The organism is Fundidesulfovibrio sp. YSD1 (genome assembly GCF_055397115.1).
In genome coordinates this window covers 1,021,187-1,038,803 of the sequence record NZ_AP043666.1, presented here as the reverse complement: position 1 = coordinate 1,038,803, position 17,617 = coordinate 1,021,187, and the positions used below count along the sequence as shown (strand labels likewise).

Below are 17,617 nucleotides of genomic sequence, written 5' to 3'. Positions count from 1 at the left end.
AATGTAAGAATGCCCGACAGTAATTGTAGTTTGTTTACAGAAAGCCTGGCTGCGGAATGGTCCGCAACCGGGCTTTCTTTTAAGTAATGTTCAAACAGCTGAATTTAATTGTCGAAACAAGGTCGGTGTGGGCATTGTGCCAGAAATGACATAGTAAATATGGATGGAACGGGACTTGCTGGGTCAAGCTTCCAAATGACCGCGAACACTCTGGAGGCAAGACCATGATCCGCTCCTTGAAGACCATCCCCCTGACCCTGTGTGCGTGCCTCTTTCTTGCCGGGCAAGCGCAAGCCGTTCCCGTTGTCCTGCCCAACCCGACGACCCCGCCTGGCTACGCCATCCAGTACGACCAGTTCTATTCGTACGCGGCGCACCTGCTCACGGCCTGGGGCCTCCCGGGCTACGACTTCGCCTCCGGCACGGGCGGGCTCGACCTGATCGTCTACACCGGCGCTGGCGGAGCCAACAACACCACCATCGGCGCAGGGAACGCCTTCTCGTTCCCGGACCCGCTCCCCGCTCCGGGCGGCGGCACCTCGACGTTCTCGGGAATCTGGGGGCCCACTGGGTCCAACGCGCCCGTCACCGTGAATTACCTGCTCAACTACCTCCACGCCACGTTCGGCGACGACGTGAACGTGCCGGTGTTCTATTTCGACATGGCCGAACCCGGCAACAACGCGAAGCAGAACCTGGACGTGGTAGGCCAGGTGACGATCATGAACGGCGCCACGACCGTGGCCTCCTGGTCCTTCGACAACTTGGCCAACGGCGTGTTCGACCCCACCGCGTGGGTGACCTCCCCGGGCACCATCACCGCGCCCAACCCGCTCAACCCCCTGGGCCCCACCTTCACGGTGGACAACAACCTGGGCAACGGCAAGCCCGACTTCATCGTCTACTCGCCCAGCATGGACCTGACGCTGTACACGAACCCCGCGTACACCATCGAGTTCGACTTCAGGATGCGCGACCTCGACGGCTCATTCGAGGAACTCTTCCTCACCGGAGCCATCCAGCCCCACGACTTCGTGGCCACGCCCGAGCCGGCCACGCTGGCCCTCATGGGAATCGGAGCCCTGGGCGCGGGCCTGGCTCGCCGCCGCAGGGGAAGGTAAGGCAGAACGAAACCGCGAAAACAGAAGGGGCGTCCGCGAGGGCGCCCCTTTTTCGCGCGGCTACTCCTCCAGGAGTCTCCAGGCGAAGCGCGAGGCCAGTGCCTCGCCGACCTCCACGGGCTCCTCACCGGCCAGGCCCGCCAGGGCCGACGAACCGGGGGTGGCGGCGACGATGGCCCGGACGTCCTCGAACAGGGCCTCGAAGGCCTCGCGGGCGCTGTCCAGGAGGGGGTTGCCGGCGTGGGCGTCCACGCTGGCCATGGCGTCGGAGATGAGCGAGGCGACGTCCTGCCATTGGTCCCCTTCGCCAGGGGCCTCGGGGATGCGCGCCAGCACGCGCCAGGCCGGGGGCTGCCCGCCCGCCTGGGTCACGAAGGTCTTCGCGCCCGGGAAGGCCCTTTCGCAGGCCCTGGCCACCGCGTCCGCGAGGGCCTCGCCGCCTTTTATGATGAAGAAGATGCCGCGTTCGTCCACGCACTCCTCCTTGGCCGGGATTGTCCGCCCCGGGCCGAGACGGCGCGGACGGCTGCCTTAGAAGCGTACCAGAAGCGCGCCCAGAAGCGCCAGCAGCACGTTGGCGAAGGTGTAGGTCCCGGCGTAGCCGAGAGCTGGCAGGGAGCTCCTGGCGGCCAGGGTGACCACCTTGAGCCCGGGGGTGGAGGTCATGGCCCCGGTCATGGCCCCGAAGAGGATGGCCGGGTTCATGCGCAGGACGAAGCGTCCGAAGGCCAGGCCGCCGAACAGGCTCACGGCCGAGATGGCGATGCCGCAGAGGGTCAGCTCCGTGCCCATGTGCAGAAGCGCATTGAGCGCCCCCTCGCCCGCCTTGAGCCCCACGCAGCCCATGAAGAACATGAGCCCGAGTTCCGCCAGTATCCAGCGCGCGGCCGGGGGCACGCGCCCGAACGTGGGCGAGGCCGAGCGCGCGAACCCGAACACCAGGCCCATCACCAGAAGCCCGCCCGCCTGGCCGAGCCCCACGGTCAGGTCGCCCACCTTCAGGCGGATCGCGCCGAGCGCCAGCCCCAGCATGATGCCCGCCACGAAGGCGATGAGGTCCGTCTCCACGATGGTGCGCTCCACGTAGCCCAGGGCCTTGACCACGGCCTCCAGGCGGTGCTTGAGCCCGGCCACGGTGAGCACGTCGCCTTTTTCCAGGATGATCTCCGGGCGCGGCGCGATGGGGATGTGCGAGCGCACCAGGCGGATTGCCGTGCAGCCCTGGCTGGCGATGACCCCCGCCTCGCCCAGGGGGCGGCCCGCCGCTTCCTGGTTGGCCACGATGATGTCCACGGTGTCGATGCTGTCGGAGAGAAGGTCCAGGTCGATGACCTCGCGCCCCACGCGCTCGGCCACGTAGGAGACGCGCTCCACTGGCACGGTGACGGAGATGACGTCTCCCTCGGCCAGCACCGTGCCGGGCACGGGGTTGAACACCGAGCCGTCGCGCTTGATGGCCTGGATCACGCAGTGCCCGCCCTGGCAGAGGTCGGTCTTGTCGAAGCCCCGTCCCACCAGTTCCGCGCGCTGCACCTCGAAGGCGCGCAGCTGCGGCGGCGGCCCGGCGGAGTGGAGCTCCTCGCCGGAGTCCTCGCGGTAGCGGTGCTCCTTGGAGAGCGCCTGGGCCTCGGCGGCCAGGTTCACCCTGAGCACCACCGGGGCGAAGCGGATCAGCGTGAGGATGCTGAAGAGCCCCACCAGGTAGGTGAGCGCGTAGGCCGAGCCCATCTGCACGAGCGCCGGGGCCGAGTCGGGCGTGGCGCTACGCAGGGCCTCCTGGGCGGCCACCAGGGTGGGGGAGCTGGTCAGGGTCCCGGCCATCATGGCCGCGGCCGTGGCGGCCGGGAAGCCGAAGAGCCTGCTCATGCCGAAGGCCGTGGCCGCGGCCAGCACGCCCACGGCGATGGTCAGCGCCAGGTAGCGCGCGCCGTCGGCCAGCAGGATGTTGAAGAAGCGCGGCCCGGCGGTGAGCCCGATGGAGTAGATGAACAGGGTGAAGCCGATCTCCTGGAGCATGGGCGGGGCGTGGAACCCGAAGTGCCCGAAGATCATCCCGGCGATGAGCACGCCCACGGGCGCGGAGAGGTGCACGTGGCGGATGGTTATCTTGCTGATGGCGTAGCCGCAGGCCAGCACCGCGAAGAAGAGCAGCAGCGGCTGCGAGGTGAACAGCGCGGCGAGATCGATGACCATGAGGCGAGTCCCCACCTTTTGAAGTTCCGGGGCGGCCCCCCGGAGTCCCCGGTTCTAGCGCGTTCTCTCCGACCCCGCCACGGGCCCGTCCACGGGCGGGCCAGTCCTGGCGGCCAGCTTCTGGAGCGCGTCCAGGTAGGAGTCGGCGTAGTCCAGGTAGAAGGCCAGCCCCCGGGAGAAGTTCTTGCCCAAAAGCCCGTCCAGGAAGAGCTGGCTGATCTCGCGTTTGCGCAGGAGCACGTACTGCGAGAGGATGAACATCTGCCGGGTCTGGGCGTCGAGGTCGCGCAGGACGCGCGCCAGCGCGCTCCTGCCGCGCGGCTGGTACATCCAGAAGTAGAGGAAGTCCAGCGAGTTGACGATGACCGCGTTGACCAGGTCCGAGCGCTTCTCCTCCACGGCCCTGACGAAGCGCTTGGGGTCGGTGAGCATGGCGGGCACGTCGGCGGTGGGGAAGAGCACCTCCAGCTTTTCCTGCACGGAGGTCATCTGGGCGATCTTTTCGTGGTAGTCGCGCAGGCGCTGGCGCATGTTGTTCTCGCGGTCGGCCAGGCCCTCGATGACGCCCGCCACGCAGTCCGAGGAGAGCTTGGAGATCACGGCGGCCCACTGCTGGAGGATGGGCGCGGCCGAGGCGGGGTCGTGGGGCGAGATGGCGTAGGCCAGGGCCGCGCTCAGGGCCGTGGCCAGGGGGATGGAGAGGATGCTGCGGAACAGGTTCCAGAACGCCGCCTGCCTGGGCAGGCCCCGGATGAGGTTGTGCGTGCAGATGTAGACCCCGTTGACCAGGGCCATGATGGCGTAGAGCGCGGTGGGGTTCGTGGAGACGTTTATGCCCAGGCCCTTGTCCAGAAAGAGCGTCTTCACCGCGTAATCCAGGAGCGGCACGGAGAAGCCGGTGTAGAGGAGCGACTCGCACAGCCTGCTCCAGCTGACGTAGTCGTTCCACTTGAGCAGCGGCGTGCGCGACAGCCCGCCCCCGCCCAGCACCGACTGGATGATGTTCCGGAAGCCCGTGATGGCGAACCAGATGAACGCCCCGAACCAGGACAAAAGCCACCAGTCCTTGGTCATGGCGAAGGTCAGGAAGGCCGGGATGAACCCGGCGGCGACCATCAGGGCGTTCTTGAAGGCGCTGTTCAGGTAGGGCAGCACGGGGTGCGGCCCGCCGTCCGACGCGGCGCCGTTCAGGGTGAAGTGGTTGCCGCAGCCCTTGCGCAGCCCGCCCATGATGGCGATGTTGGACCTCCCCGGCGCGGCGGGCCAGATGTCGGCGCACTTGAACTCGCGCCGGGCGCGGTAGCCCACGAAGCGGGGCAGGGGGAGCCTGCGCGCCGCCTCGAAGAGCCCGTCCAGGGTCGGGTGCGTGCTCTCCCTGGGCTCGAAGACCAGGCGCGGCTGCACGGTCATGCCCACGACCATGGCCCCGTGCTGGTCCCGGGAGAGGGCCCGGGCCAGCTCGCGCTCCTGGCGGGGCAGGGTCTCCAGGGCCACCATGCCCATGCCGTGGCCGTGGCAGGACTGCCCCGTGGAGTCCGAGCCCATGGAGGTGCGCAGCGGGCGGTCGCGGTAGCGCGCATGCAGGGCGGGGACGCCCTCCAGCAGCCGCGTCATGCGCGTGAGGCGCTCCGCGGCCCCTGGCGACGGGTCGTTCGCCAGTTCCTCCATGCGGCCCATCACCCAGCGCTTGAGCGCGGTGACGCTTTTCGCGTTCACGGCCCGCTGGAGCTGGGCGATGCGCGAGCTCTCGGCCGTGTTGCCCAGGGCCGCGTTCTTCAGGTTGACCACTTCAAGATGTGTGATGCGCCCGGCGCAACTCTCCAGGATGTCCAGGACGTCGTCGCGGTCGAGCCCGGCGAGGTTCAGGATGAACCGGCTGCCCACGTGCAGGCTCATGATGGCGTCCACCAGCGCGGCCGGGGTCTGGGTGGGGCAGTACAGGGCCGAGGCCGCTTCCGGGTCCACGGCGGGCTGGGGCTCGGGCGAAACGAGCTGGTCGAGGTAGTCGTCCATGAGCGCTTCGGCGTCGAGGATGTTGAGCTCTTCGGCCAGGCCTTCCAGGGAGGCCTTCTCCTCGGCCGAGGTCGAGGCCCGGTGCTGCTCGCGCACCTCCTCGAAGCGCGCCTTGAGGTGCGGCAAGAGAAGCGCGTGCACGTACTTGCCCAGGTGCACGAGCGAGGCCTGCCCGCTGCCCACCGAGGCCAGGAAATCTTCGCGGGAGGCCGGGGGGGCGTCCATGCCGAAATAGGCGTTGAAATCGGGCAGCACGTCCTCGTTGAAGCGGTCCAGCACGTGCAGGAGCTGCTCCTCCTGCAGGCGCACCAGCCCCTGGCCCTGCTTCATGAAGCCCGTGACCTCGGGCAGGCGCAGAAAGCCGATGAAGTCCGAGGGACTGGTGAAGCCGCGCGGCACCCAGATGATCTTCACCTGCTTCTCGCCGAAGCGCGTGGTGAACTCGATGCCGATGCGCACGGAGATGCCCACGGCCTCGGCCGCCTGGAGCAGCTCCTCGGCCACGCTCGGGAGCACGAAGTGGTAGTAGATCACCGTGAGGTGGCGGATGCCCTTGATCCAGGCGTCCATGATCAGGTGCGTGGCGGACTTGCGGCCCTTGGTGTTGGCGTCGTGGACGTGGTTGTCGAAGCTCAGCTGCACCCAGTCCTCGGGCATGACCAGCAGGCGGTAGCGCCTGAGCTGGCGTTCCACGAAGCGCCGCTTGCCCGTGGCGGCCATGCGGAAATCGTGCGCCAGTTCCAACTGGCGGCGCTCGTCCCCGGTGGTGCGCACCAGCTCCTTCATGATCTGCAGGAGCACCCGGGCGGTGTTTCGCCTGAGGTGCGTGGCGGAGGTGTTCATCACCTCGGCCATGAGGGCGCGGAGCGCGCCAAGGCGGTCGTGCGCCTTGCCGATCTCGAGAGACCCCAGCAGGTTGGCCGCCGCGTAGGCGATGCGCAACCCCTGGGACGCGGCCAGCTCCTTGACGCCCCGGGGATGCAGGTAGGGCGTGAGCAGGTGCTTGAAGCTCGAGAGGTCCTCGCGGCCGAGCACGTCCCCCACGATGCCCAGGAGCTCGTAGTCCTTGCGGTCGAAGAGGAGGCGGCTGTCTGGCCCGCGAGGCGTCTGATCCATGGTGGGCATGTCCGTGTCCCTATGCGAATTCGGGGCCGATGCCCTGATCTGAAAGCCATTCCAGGGAAAAATGAACGTTGTCAAGCGTACTTGGCGCGTAAAATTGCCCTGTTGACCGCTCCCGGGGCCGGGAATAGGAATCGGCCATGCCGGGCGGACCCGGCGGGAGGTCCCTTCATGTTCGCAGTCCATGACCTGGCGCTCTTCATGTTCCTGGGGCTCAGGCTGGCCATGGAGGAAATGTGATCCGGGCGGGCGCGGGGCGTGTGCGCACAACGTGTTGACAGCAGCGTTCGCAGGGCCTATCTCACCGGCATGGAGGAACATGCCATGCCCCAGACCACACCGCCGGGCCGAAGCTCGAACATCAATATCCGCGTGGCCCCCGACCAGCGCAGCTTGATCGACCAGGCCGCCTCTCTCACCAACAAGACCCGCACGGATTTCATCCTCGACGCCGCCACCCAGGCGGCCCGGGACGCCATCCTCGACCAGGCGCTCTTCACCGTCTCGGCCGAGCGCTTCGAGGAGTTCCGGCGGCTCCTGGACGGTTCTCCCTCCGAGAACGAGCGACTGGGCGCGCTCATGTCTCGCAGACCCCGGTGGGAGAAGTGACGGGCGCGCCGGAGCCGTTGGCCGCCGCGCACGATACCGCCATGTTCGCGTCCGGCGAGCCTTCGCTGGACGACTGGCTCAGGCGCAGGGCCTTGGCCAGCCAGTCGAGCGGTGCGGCCAGGACGTACGTGGTCACGGAAGGCGGCCGCGTGGTCGGTTACTACGCCTTGGCCGCTGGAGCCGTCAGCGCCACCGAGGCCCCGGGCGCGGTGCGCCGCAACATGCCCGACCCCATCCCGGTCATGGTGCTCGGGCGTCTCGCGGTGGACGAGGCGTGGCAGGGCCGGGGAGTCGGCTTCGACCTCCTGCGCGACGCCGTGCTGCGCACCCTGCGCGTGGCCGAGGTCGCCGGGATCCGCGCTTTGCTCGTGCACGCCCTGCACGAAAAGGCGGCTCGTTTCTACCGGCACGCGGGTTTTCGGCCTTCGCCCCTGCGTCCGTTGACGCATTTCCTGGCCTTGGCCGACGCCCGCAAGGCCACGGAGGGGCGCGCCGGGTGACCTGGCGCCGGGGAAGCGATGCATGACGCCCGGCCAGCCCGCCTCGCGGGCGGCTCAAACCGGATCGGAGGTGACTCGTGGACAGGATCTTCGTTGCCCTCGGCGCGCTGTCGGCGTGCCTCGCCGTGATCGCGGGCGCGTTCGGCTCCCACGCCCTGAAGCGCACCATGAGCGCGGACATGCTCGCAGTGTTCGAGATCGCGGTGCGCTACCAGATGTACCACGCCCTGGCCTTGTTCGGCGTGGGCCTCGCATTCTGGAAGTTCCCGGAAAAACTCATGAACGTTGCCGGATGGTGCTTCGTTGCGGGCACCGTGCTGTTCTCCGGCAGCCTCTACCAGCTGAGCCTCACGGGCTCCAAGTGGGTGGGGATAGTCACGCCCATCGGCGGCGGAATCTGGATGATCGGCTGGCTGTGCATCGCCGTGGCAGCCCTGAAGGCGAGGAGATAGGGCCGCCCCGCGAGCTAGAATGGGCAGCGAAAGCAAATAATGATAGAGAGTTCCGGTGGAAAGACAAGACTGTGATTTTGTCTGTGTTGACGTATGGTTGCCGGAAGAGTGTTCCCCACGTGCGTGGGGATGAACCGCCCCGCATGGGTGCGTTCCTCGCTTGGCTCCAGTGTTCCCCACGTGCGTGGGGATGAACCGCCACGGACGTTCATGCAGAGGTGCTTGCGCATGTGTTCCCCACGTGCGTGGGGATGAACCGGACATGGCCAGGTCGCGCCCGCGTACGCGGATGTGTTCCCCACGTGCGTGGGGATGAACCGGTGACCAGGCTCAAGGAGGCCCAGAATGGATAGTGTTCCCCACGTGCGTGGGGATGAACCGATGAGACGCTTCAAAATCATAGCCTGGGTTGCGTGTTCCCCACGTGCGTGGGGATGAACCGCGCCACGACCTGACGAGCACGATGGACATGATGTGTTCCCCACGTGCGTGGGGATGAACCCCCAACGGTCTGGCCGAGCTTGCTCTCGGCCAGGTGTTCCCCACGTGCGTGGGGATGAACCGATGGTGCTGTGCTTGGTGCTCGAACTTCCGAAGTGTTCCCCACGTGCGTGGGGATGAACCGGAAGCGCTCCACGGACCTCTTGTCCCTGTCTCGTGTTCCCCACGTGCGTGGGGATGAACCGAGAAGTTGGTCGGGTACAAGGGAACTGAAAAGGTGTTCCCCACGTGCGTGGGGATGAACCGGGAATATTAATGAGCCTGAAACAGATATCATCGTGTTCCCCACGTGCGTGGGGATGAACCGGCGGTGGCGTCATGAACGCTCCCTATTTCGACGTGTTCCCCACGTGCGTGGGGATGAACCGGGGTTGCTCGGCCACGGCGGAGGCGCGTGGTAGTGTTCCCCACGTGCGTGGGGATGAACCGGCAGGGCAGGACCCCTTCGAGGCGGCGGACTCGTGTTCCCCACGTGCGTGGGGATGAACCGTCGGATCGGCACCTCTTCCAGTAAGCCTTCCAGTGTTCCCCACGTGCGTGGGGATGAACCGGCGGCGTCGGGGGTGTGGGCGTGAGGGCCAGCGTGTTCCCCACGTGCGTGGGGATGAACCGAGGGGGAGCCCTGGCGGCATCTGGGCGCTCCAGTGTTCCCCACGTGCGTGGGGATGAACCGCAGTGGGGCGATGTGGTCTGGACGCCGGTCCCGTGTTCCCCACGTGCGTGGGGATGAACCGACCCACGCGGCCCACGCCCATCTGGTCCATGGGTGTTCCCCACGTGCGTGGGGATGAACCGGACGTTTTTCCGCCCCTTCCGACCTCGCGTCCGTGTTCCCCACGTGCGTGGGGATGAACCGGCACCTTGAGGTTCAGGAGGTGGGGGACATGCGTGTTCCCCACGTGCGTGGGGATGAACCGTTCGTGGCGTCCATAATGCTGGTGCGGATGGCGTGTTCCCCACGTGCGTGGGGATGAACCGTTCACCCTGGAGTAATCCATGCGCGACAAGGCGTGTTCCCCACGTGCGTGGGGATGAACCGTTGATCGAGATATAAAAGAAGAAGGTTTTGAAGTGTTCCCCACGTGCGTGGGGATGAACCGCGTCCATCGGCGGGCGTTTCCGCTACGCCGGAGTGTTCCCCACGTGCGTGGGGATGAACCGAGGTCATTAGCGCAACCTCCTGCTATCTGCGTGTGTTCCCCACGTGCGTGGGGATGAACCGAACCTGGCTCGCGATCCGCCAACGAAAAAGGGTTCCGGACTTTTCATCCGGAACCCTTGTTCTTGCTGGCTCCCCGGGGGTGACTCGAACACCCAACCTAGTGATTAACAGTCACCCGCTCTGCCGATTGAGCTACCGGGGAACATCGCGCCGTGCTGGTGACCCGCTCGGCGGAAGGGAGATGTATTGGAAACCGGGCCTTCCAGTCAACACATTTTTTCTCTCCCACCACGGTTTCTTGACGCTCGGGGGGTTTTGTCTTAGGTCACGCGGATTCGCTTTTACCCTTCCATAGACCGACATGGAGTGATCCTTTGGCATCCCAAGAAAAGCCCCGCCGCCGCGATTTCAAGCTGCCAGTGAAATCGGACAAGGCCGAGCGGTTCTATCCCCTGCTGGAAGCACTCGCCAGCCGTGACGAGCTCAACGAAGTCCTCAAGAACCGGGTCGCCAAGGCCTGTCAGCTCCTGGACGGTGACGTTCCGCTCTATCCCAACGATTTCGTCAAGACCGCGAACATCGGCGAGACCATGGCCGGCCACGAGCCCATGGACGAGGAGGCCCTGGCCGCGCTGGAGGGCTCCTTCTCCCTGGCCGGGCGCATCGTCGCCCTGCGCTCCTTCGGCAAGGTGGCCTTCTTCCACGTGCAGGACGCCTCCGGCAAGATGCAGTGCTACGCCTCCCGCGAGGAGATGGGCGAGGGCCCCTACGGCGTCTTCAGGAAATTCGACATCGGCGACATCGTGGGCGTCACGGGGCGGCTTTTCCGCACCAAGACCGGCGAGCTCACCTTGTCGTGCGTCGAGGCCCGGCTGCTCACCAAGTCCATGCGCCCGCTGCCCGAGAAGTACCACGGCCTGAAGGACGTGGAGATCCGCTACCGCCAGCGCTACGTGGACCTGATCGTCACCCCGCGCACGGCCGAGATCTTCAAGATCCGCACGAAGATCGTCTCGGAGCTGCGCCGCTTCTTCGACGGGCGCGGCTTCGTCGAGGTCGAGACGCCCATGATGCAAGCCATCCCCGGCGGCGCCACGGCCAAGCCCTTCACCACCCACCACAACGCCCTGGACATCCAGCTCTACATGCGCATCGCGCCGGAGCTCTACCTCAAGCGCCTGCTGGTGGGCGGCTTCGAAAAGGTCTACGAGGTGGGCCGCAACTTCCGCAACGAGGGCGTCTCCACCCAGCACAACCCGGAATTCACCATGTGCGAGTTCTACTGGGCCTACGCCCGGTTCGACGACCTCATGGACCTGACCGAGGAGCTCTTCTCGCGCCTGGCCGTGGCCGTGTGCGGATCGAGCAAGGTGACCTACCAGGGCCAGGAGATCGACCTCACCGCCGGAACCTGGCGCCGCGTGGGCTTCCACGAGTCGCTGGAGAGCATCGGCGGGGTCTCTCCCGAGATCTACCTGGACTACGAGGCCTGCAAGGCCCACGTGCTCAAAAGCGGGGAAAAGGTGCTCAAGGGCGAGAAGCTCGGCAAGCTCCAGGCCAAGCTCTTCGACCTTTTCGTCGAGCCCAAGCTCATCCAACCCACGTTCATCTACAGCTACCCCACGGACATCTCGCCCCTGTCTCGCCGCAACGAGGCCAACCCGGACGTGACCGACCGCTTCGAGCTCTTCATCGCCGGGCGCGAGATGGCCAACGCCTTCTCCGAGCTCAACGACCCCGTTGACCAGCGCCTGCGCTTCGAGGAGCAGGTGGCCGAGAAGGACGCGGGCGACGACGAGGCCCACTACATGGACGAGGATTACGTGCGCGCCCTGGAGTACGGCATGCCCCCGGCGGCCGGACAGGGCATCGGCATCGACCGCCTGGTGATGCTGCTCACGGATTCGGCCTCCATCCGCGAAGTGATCCTCTTTCCGCTACTCAAGCCGGAGGGCGCGCCAGCGGAATGAAATTCGAACTCTTCATAGCCCTGCGCTACCTGCTGACCAAGCGGGAGAACTCGTTCATCTCGGTTATCTCGCTCATGTCCGTGCTGGGCGTGGGCCTCGGCGTGGCCGCTCTGATCGTGACGATGTCCGTGATGAGCGGCTTTTCCACCGAGTTCCGCGACAAGCTCCTGGGGCTTTCCTCCCACGTGATCACGGGCGTGGCGGGCGCTCCCCTGCGCAACTACGAGGCCAGGATGCAGACCGTGGCCGCCGTGCCCGGCGTGAGCGCGGTGACGCCCATCATCTACTCCGAGGTGATGCTCTCCAAGTCCGGCGCGCCCAAGGGCGTGATCCTGCGCGGGATGGACCCGCAAAGCGCGCGCAACGTGCTGACCATCCACAAGGACATGGTCGAGGGCTCCGTGGAGGCCCTGGAGGGCCAGGGCGAGCTGCCGGGCATCCTGCTGGGCAGCGAGCTGGCCTCGCGCATGGGCCTCTCCGTGGGCTCCACCGTGAACGTGCTCACCCCGTCGCTGCGCGGCTCGGCCGTGGGCTTCACGCCCAAGGTCAAGGTGTTTCGCGTGGCGGGCATCTTCAAGACCCACATGTACGAGTACGACTCGTCCTCGGCCTTCGTCTCCCTCGCCGCGGCCCAGGAGATGCTCGGCTTCAAGGCCGGGGACGCCATGTACCTGGACGTGCGCCTCAAGGACCCGGACGCGGCCCAGAGGATCGGCGACGAGATCGTCAAGGCGCTGGGCGGCATGCCCTTCTACTCGCGCACCTGGATCGACATGAACGGCAACATTTTCGCCGCGCTCAAGCTCGAGAAGGCCGGGATGTTCGTGGTGCTGGTGATGATCGTGCTGGTGGGGTCGTTCTCCATCATCACGTCGCTGGTGCTCCTCGTCATGGAGAAGACGCGCGACATCGCGATCCTCATGTCCATGGGGGCCACCAGCGATTCCATCCGGCGCATCTTCCTGCTCCAGGGCAGCATCATCGGGGCCGTGGGCACGGTCATGGGCTACGTTTTGGGCGTCTCGGCCGCGCTGGCGCTCAAGGAGTTCCAGTTCATCAAGCTGCCCCCGGACGTCTACCCCATGGACACCATCCCGGTGCTGCTCAACTGGGTGGACCTCGCCGTGATCGGCGCCACCGCGTTCACGCTGTGTTTCGTGTCCACGCTGTATCCCGCGAGCCGCGCCGCGTCTCTGAAACCCGTGGAGGCCCTGCGGCATGACTAGCCCCCTCTACAGGCTCACCGGCGTGGGCAAGGACTACCCCGGCCCGGCCGAGTCCGTGCGCGTGCTGGGGGACATCGACCTGGAGATCGCGGCTGGCGAGTCCCTGGCCGTGCTCGGGGCCTCGGGCTCCGGCAAGTCCACGCTTTTGCACATGCTGGGCGCGCTGGACACCCCAAGCAGGGGCACGGTGGAGTTCGACGGCAGGGACATAACCCGGCTCAAGGCCCAGGAGGCCGCGAAGCTGCGCAACAAGGCCATCGGCTTCGTGTTCCAGTTCCACCACCTCCTGCCGGAGTTCACGGCCCTGGAGAACGCGGCCATGCCTGCCATCATCGCGGGCATGCCCCGGGAAGAGGCCTTCGACAAGGCCGCCGCCGCCCTGGGGCTTTTAGGGCTTGAACAAAGGCTGCATCACAGGGTAACAACGCTGTCCGGCGGCGAGCGGCAGCGCGCTGCCATCGCGCGCGCGGTGCTGCTGGGCCCCCGGGCCCTGCTGGCCGACGAGCCCACCGGAAACCTCGACGAAGCCACAGGCCGGCGCGTGGGCGAACTGCTCGCCAGGCTCAACGGCGAACTCGGAATGACACTGGTCGTGGTCACCCACAACCATAACCTGGCCCAACTCATGGGCCGACGGATGGAACTGCATGGTGGAGAACTCTATGAGCGGCCGTAAGCGTGCCGGTGTGGTCCTGGCTTTTCTGGCCTCCATGGTCCTGTGCGCGGCGCTGCCCGCTTTCGCCCAGGCCCAGCCGGGCAAGGTGCTGGTGCTGCCCTTCACCGTGAACGCGCCGGGCGACTCCAAGGCACTGGCCGCCAGCGCGGGCAAGCTCCTGGCCGCGAGCCTCAAGAGCCAGGGCGCCAACGTGGTGGACCATTCCTCGGCCAAGGGGGCCAAGGCTCCCGCCGGAGCCGACGACGCCCGCAGGGCCGCCCGCGCGGCCGGTGCCGGCAGCGCCGTCTACGGCACGCTCAATCAGGTGGGCGAAACCATTTCCATCGACGCCAAGTCCGTGAACGCCCAGGGCTCCGAGGAGCCCCAGTCGGTGTTCGTCACCCGCCCGAACCTCGTGGCCCTGTCCTCGGCCATGGACGAGGTCGCCTCCAAGGTCAAGCCGCAGGCCCCCGCGTCCGCGTCCGCCGAGGTCTCCGGCGTGAAGGTCACCGAGCTCGACGTCGAGGGCAACAACGCCCTGGAAAAGGACGTCATCCTGCTCAAGGTCAAGACCCAGGCGGGCGAGCCCTTCGACTCCAAGACCGTCAACGACGACCTCAAGCGCCTCTATGAGCTGGGCTACTTCGACGACGTGCAGGTCAAGCTCGAGGACGTGCGCGGCGGCAAGCGCGTGGTCTTCGTGGTCAAGGAGAAGCCGCGCATCCAGGCCGTGAGCGTCACGGGCAACTCCGAGATCAAGCGCGACGACATCCTCGAGGCCATGGGCACCAAGGCCGGCTCCGTGCTGAACATGCAGGTGCTGGCCGACGACCTGGAGAAGGTCCGCGAGCTCTACCGCAAGAAGGGCTACTACCAGACCACCGTGGACTACCGGCTCGAGCAGACCGACCCGCGCATGGCCCGGCTGAACGTCGTGGTCAAGGAGTCCCAGAAGCTCTACATCAGGAAGATCACCATCGAGGGCGCCAAGCAGGTCGATCCCTCCGACCTCAAGGACCAGATGGGCCTCAAGGAGAAGGGCTTCCTCTCCTGGATCCTCCAGACCGGCGTGCTCAAGGAGGAGCTCCTCGAGCGCGACTCCGCCGCCATCGAGAACTACTACACCAACCGCGGCTTCATCGACGCCCGCGTGGGCCAGCCCCAGGTGGACATCAAGGACGACGGCATCTACCTGACCTTCCAGGTGGAGGAAGGCGAGCGCTACAAACTGGGAAAGGTCGACTTCAAGGGCGACCTGCTGCTCGACGACAAGAAGCTGCGCGAGATCACCAAGCTGCCCCAGATGGCGCAGAAGAAGGACTACTTCGACCGCTCCGTGGTCCGCGACGACATCACCAAGCTCAACGAGGCGTACTCCGACATGGGCTACGCCTTCGCCGAGTCCGACATCGACCTCCAGAAGCGCGGCGAGGAGAAGGTCGTCGACGTCACCTACGTGCTGAACAAGGGCCAGAAGGTGTACGTGCGCCGCGTGTCCATCGAGGGCAACGACCGCACCCGCGAGAACGTCATCCGCCGCGAGTTGCGCCTCTCCGACGGCGACCTGTTCTCCGGCACCGCGCTCAAGCGCTCCAACGAGCGCCTGAACAAGCTCGACTACTTCGACAAGGTGGACGTGGAGACCGTGCCCACCGAGAACCCCACCGAGGTCGACATCCGCGTCCGCGTGAAGGACAAGAACACCGGCTCCATCTCGGCGGGCGTTGGCTACTCCACCTACGACTCCGTGTTCGTGGGCGGCTCCGTGGAGGAGCGCAACCTCTTCGGCAAGGGCTACGGGGTCCAGTTCCAGGGCATGTTCTCGGGCGTGACCAACCGCTTCGTGGGCTCGTTCACCAACCCGGCAGTCTACGACTCCAAGCTGTCCTTCGGCGTGGACGCCTTCAGCACCTTCCGCCGCTACTCCGACTTCTACAAGCAGACCCAGGGCGGCATGCTCCGCTTCGGCTACCCCCTGGGCGAGTACACCAACCTGCGCCTGGACTACCGCCTCACCCGCGACGACGTCTACCGCACCAACCCCATGGCCTCCTACGTCATCCAGGAGTCCAAGGGCATCCACTGGACCAGTTCCGTGGTCACGGGCGCGGTGCGCGACACCACCGACAGCCGCACCAAGCCCACCAAGGGCACCATCAACGAGGCCTCGCTCGAATACGCGGGCCTCGGCGGCGACCGCGGCTTCATCAGGGCCTTCTACAGCTTCAACTACTACTACCCCCTGTTCTGGGAGACGGTCTTCCACGCCCGCGCCCAGACCGGCGTCCTCTTCGAGAACGGCTTCGGCGACATCCCCGTCTTCGAGCGCTTCTACTTGGGCGGCATCGGCAACATCCGCGGCTACGAGACCGACAAGATCTCCCCCAAGGACCACCGCACCAACGAGCGCATCGGCGGCGACACCATGTACTTCGCCAACCTGGAGTACATCTTCCCCATCAGCAAGCAGTACGGCGTCTACGGCCTGGGCTTCTTCGACGCGGGCAACACCGTCTGGCGCATGCGCGACGGCCTCAACCTGAGCTTCGTCAAGTCGCTGGGCGGCGGCGTGCGCTGGTTCTCTCCCATGGGCCTCATCCGCGTCGAGGTCGGCTACGGCCTGGACGAGATCCAGCACGGTCAGGAACGTTGGCAGATCGGCTTCACCATGGGGCAGACATTCTAACCTGGGGCTTGACATTCAGCGCAAAAGGGTATGTGAGCATCGCCTCGGGACGCCGTTCCCGCAGATGGACCACACACCGAACCGCCTGGAGAGAAAGGAGAACGAGAGAGATGCGTAAAGTGCTTAAATACATGCTGCTCGCCAGTGTGATCATCGCCCTGCCCGTGATGGCCCAGGCGGCCGACAAGATCGGCGTGGTCAACTCCGAGGAAGTCGTGATGAACTCCGCCGCCGGCAAGAGGGCCATTCAGGACCTCCAGGGCAAGGCCGAGGCCAAGCAGCGCGAGCTGTCCCGCCAGAGCGAAGACCTCAAGAAGATGGACGAGAACTTCCGCAAGCAGAGCGTCACGCTGTCCGCCGAGGCCAAGCAGCGCATGCAGTCCGAGATGGAAGCCAAGTTCAAGAAGATGATGGACGACCAGAACTCCTTCAACCAGCAGATGGGCGAGGAGCGCCAGCGCGTGCTCGACCCCCTGATGAAGGTCTTCGACCAGGTCATCTCCGACTACGCCAAGAAGAACGGCTACTCGCTGATCATCGAGCGCCGCGCAGTGCTCTACGCCTCCGGCATGGACCTGACCGCCGAGATCACCAAGGCCTTCGAATCCGCCGCCAAGAAATAGCGAACGCTCGTCTAAGGGGCGGCTTCCCTGCCGGGAGGCCGCCTTTTTTTTACCCCAAAGGAGGAGCCATGGTTGCCACTCCCATCCCCGTCACCGAGATCCTCAAGCTCCTGCCGCACCGCTACCCCTTCCTGCTCGTGGACAAGGTGCTCGAATTCGAGAAGGAAACGTCGCTCAAGGCCCTGAAGAACGTGACGTTCAACGAGCCCTTCTTCCAGGGCCACTTCCCGGACAAGCCCGTGATGCCCGGCGTGCTCCAGCTCGAGGCCATGGCCCAGGCCGGGGGGCTCCTCCTGGCGCTCTCGCGCGAAGGCCTGGACGACAAGCTCTTCATGTTCACCGGCATCAACAACGCCAAATTCCGCAGGCCCGTGCTGCCCGGCGACCAGCTGATCCTCTCCGTTTCCGACGTGAAGCAGAAGCTCGGCCTCTGGCGCATGACCGGCCGCGCCACCGTGGACGGCGCCCTGGCCTGCGAAGCCGAACTCACCGCCGCCGTGGTGGACCGCTCCAAATTCTAGTCGCGGCGCTGCCCCGTATCCCGCCGGGGGGAGAAGCCTCCCCCCGGACCCCGGCTTTTTGCTTCGCGCCGTCTCCCGGCGACACTCTTGTTCTTCCCCCCTTGTCCCCCGTCGAAACAAACAAGCCCCGTGTCCCTTGGGTGGGCGAGGCAGGCGCGCGGCGGCGACGGGTCGTCTTCAAATCGGCCCGAGCCGTCGCGCGCCTGCCTCGCCCGCCCAAGGGGCACGGGGCGAATGCAATGATCTTCTCTCCGAGGCCCGCG

General features: G+C 66.2%; 13 protein-coding genes, 1 tRNA gene and 1 CRISPR repeat array. Of the genes, 10 read left to right on the top strand and 4 right to left on the bottom strand.

Annotation, left to right across the window (positions count from 1 at the left end):
* The first annotated feature begins 224 nt into the window (after window positions 1-224).
* The gene (locus ACZ5V4_RS04945; protein ID WP_464317060.1) at window positions 225-1,121 is read left to right on the top strand and encodes a PEP-CTERM sorting domain-containing protein; all 897 of its coding nucleotides are present in this window, start codon (window positions 225-227) and stop codon (window positions 1,119-1,121) included.
* A 60-nt stretch (window positions 1,122-1,181) separates the two neighbouring features.
* On the opposite strand, the gene ACZ5V4_RS04940 is transcribed toward ACZ5V4_RS04945, so the two are convergent.
* The 3 genes from ACZ5V4_RS04940 to ACZ5V4_RS04930 are packed head-to-tail and all read right to left on the bottom strand — an operon-like array spanning window position 1,182 to window position 6,452.
* Window positions 1,182-1,595, bottom strand: a complete 414-nt coding sequence (locus ACZ5V4_RS04940) for a hypothetical protein (protein ID WP_464317059.1) — start codon at window positions 1,593-1,595, stop codon at window positions 1,182-1,184.
* 57 nt (window positions 1,596-1,652) lie between these two features.
* Window positions 1,653-3,314: an aspartate:alanine exchanger family transporter gene (locus ACZ5V4_RS04935; protein WP_464317058.1), complete on the bottom strand. Its 1,662-nt coding sequence runs from the start codon at window positions 3,312-3,314 to the stop codon at window positions 1,653-1,655.
* Between the two features lie 54 nt (window positions 3,315-3,368).
* Window positions 3,369-6,452, bottom strand: coding sequence for a hypothetical protein (locus ACZ5V4_RS04930; RefSeq protein WP_464317057.1), 3,084 nt, complete (start codon window positions 6,450-6,452; stop codon window positions 3,369-3,371).
* A 321-nt stretch (window positions 6,453-6,773) separates the two neighbouring features.
* Here ACZ5V4_RS04930 and ACZ5V4_RS04925 point away from each other — a divergent pair, with 321 nt between their 5' ends.
* The 3 genes from ACZ5V4_RS04925 (at window position 6,774) to ACZ5V4_RS04915 (ending at window position 8,010) form a co-directional block, all read left to right on the top strand.
* Window positions 6,774-7,058, top strand: coding sequence for a type II toxin-antitoxin system TacA family antitoxin (locus ACZ5V4_RS04925; protein WP_464317056.1), 285 nt, complete (start codon window positions 6,774-6,776; stop codon window positions 7,056-7,058).
* A gap of 41 nt (window positions 7,059-7,099) precedes the next feature.
* The gene (locus ACZ5V4_RS04920) at window positions 7,100-7,558 is read left to right on the top strand and encodes a GNAT family N-acetyltransferase (protein ID WP_464317055.1); all 459 of its coding nucleotides are present in this window, start codon (window positions 7,100-7,102) and stop codon (window positions 7,556-7,558) included.
* Between the two features lie 77 nt (window positions 7,559-7,635).
* Window positions 7,636-8,010 (top strand): DUF423 domain-containing protein, encoded by a 375-nt coding sequence (locus ACZ5V4_RS04915; protein WP_464317054.1) that lies wholly within the window; start codon window positions 7,636-7,638, stop codon window positions 8,008-8,010.
* A 108-nt stretch (window positions 8,011-8,118) separates the two neighbouring features.
* Window positions 8,119-9,733: direct repeats of the CRISPR family, unit length 29 nt; unit sequence GTGTTCCCCACGTGCGTGGGGATGAACCG.
* Window positions 9,734-9,799: 66 nt separating this feature from the next.
* Here the strand turns inward: ACZ5V4_RS04915 and ACZ5V4_RS04910 are convergent.
* Window positions 9,800-9,875 (bottom strand) — tRNA-Asn (locus ACZ5V4_RS04910).
* Between the two features lie 211 nt (window positions 9,876-10,086).
* Here ACZ5V4_RS04910 and lysS point away from each other — a divergent pair.
* From lysS to fabZ, 6 genes are all read left to right on the top strand, one after another.
* Complete coding sequence (gene lysS / locus ACZ5V4_RS04905) at window positions 10,087-11,643, top strand: lysine--tRNA ligase (RefSeq protein ID WP_464317811.1); 1,557 nt, start codon at window positions 10,087-10,089, stop codon at window positions 11,641-11,643.
* Window positions 11,640-12,869: a lipoprotein-releasing ABC transporter permease subunit gene (locus ACZ5V4_RS04900; RefSeq protein ID WP_464317053.1), complete on the top strand. Its 1,230-nt coding sequence runs from the start codon at window positions 11,640-11,642 to the stop codon at window positions 12,867-12,869. The genes lysS and ACZ5V4_RS04900 overlap by 4 nt, the downstream gene beginning before the upstream one ends.
* Window positions 12,862-13,545 carry an ABC transporter ATP-binding protein gene (locus ACZ5V4_RS04895; RefSeq protein WP_464317052.1) on the top strand — a complete coding sequence of 228 codons (684 nt, stop codon included), beginning with the start codon at window positions 12,862-12,864 and terminating at the stop codon, window positions 13,543-13,545. Before ACZ5V4_RS04900 ends, ACZ5V4_RS04895 begins: the two co-directional genes overlap by 8 nt.
* Window positions 13,532-16,210 carry an outer membrane protein assembly factor BamA gene (gene bamA, locus ACZ5V4_RS04890; RefSeq protein WP_464317051.1) on the top strand — a complete coding sequence of 893 codons (2,679 nt, stop codon included), beginning with the start codon at window positions 13,532-13,534 and terminating at the stop codon, window positions 16,208-16,210. The genes ACZ5V4_RS04895 and bamA overlap by 14 nt, the downstream gene beginning before the upstream one ends.
* Before the next feature lie 110 nt (window positions 16,211-16,320).
* A complete protein-coding gene (locus ACZ5V4_RS04885; protein WP_464317050.1) occupies window positions 16,321-16,833 on the top strand; it encodes an OmpH/Skp family outer membrane protein in 513 nt (170 codons plus the stop codon).
* A 68-nt stretch (window positions 16,834-16,901) separates the two neighbouring features.
* Window positions 16,902-17,354: a 3-hydroxyacyl-ACP dehydratase FabZ gene (fabZ, locus tag ACZ5V4_RS04880; RefSeq protein WP_464317049.1), complete on the top strand. Its 453-nt coding sequence runs from the start codon at window positions 16,902-16,904 to the stop codon at window positions 17,352-17,354.
* The last annotated feature ends 263 nt before the right edge of the window (window positions 17,355-17,617 follow it).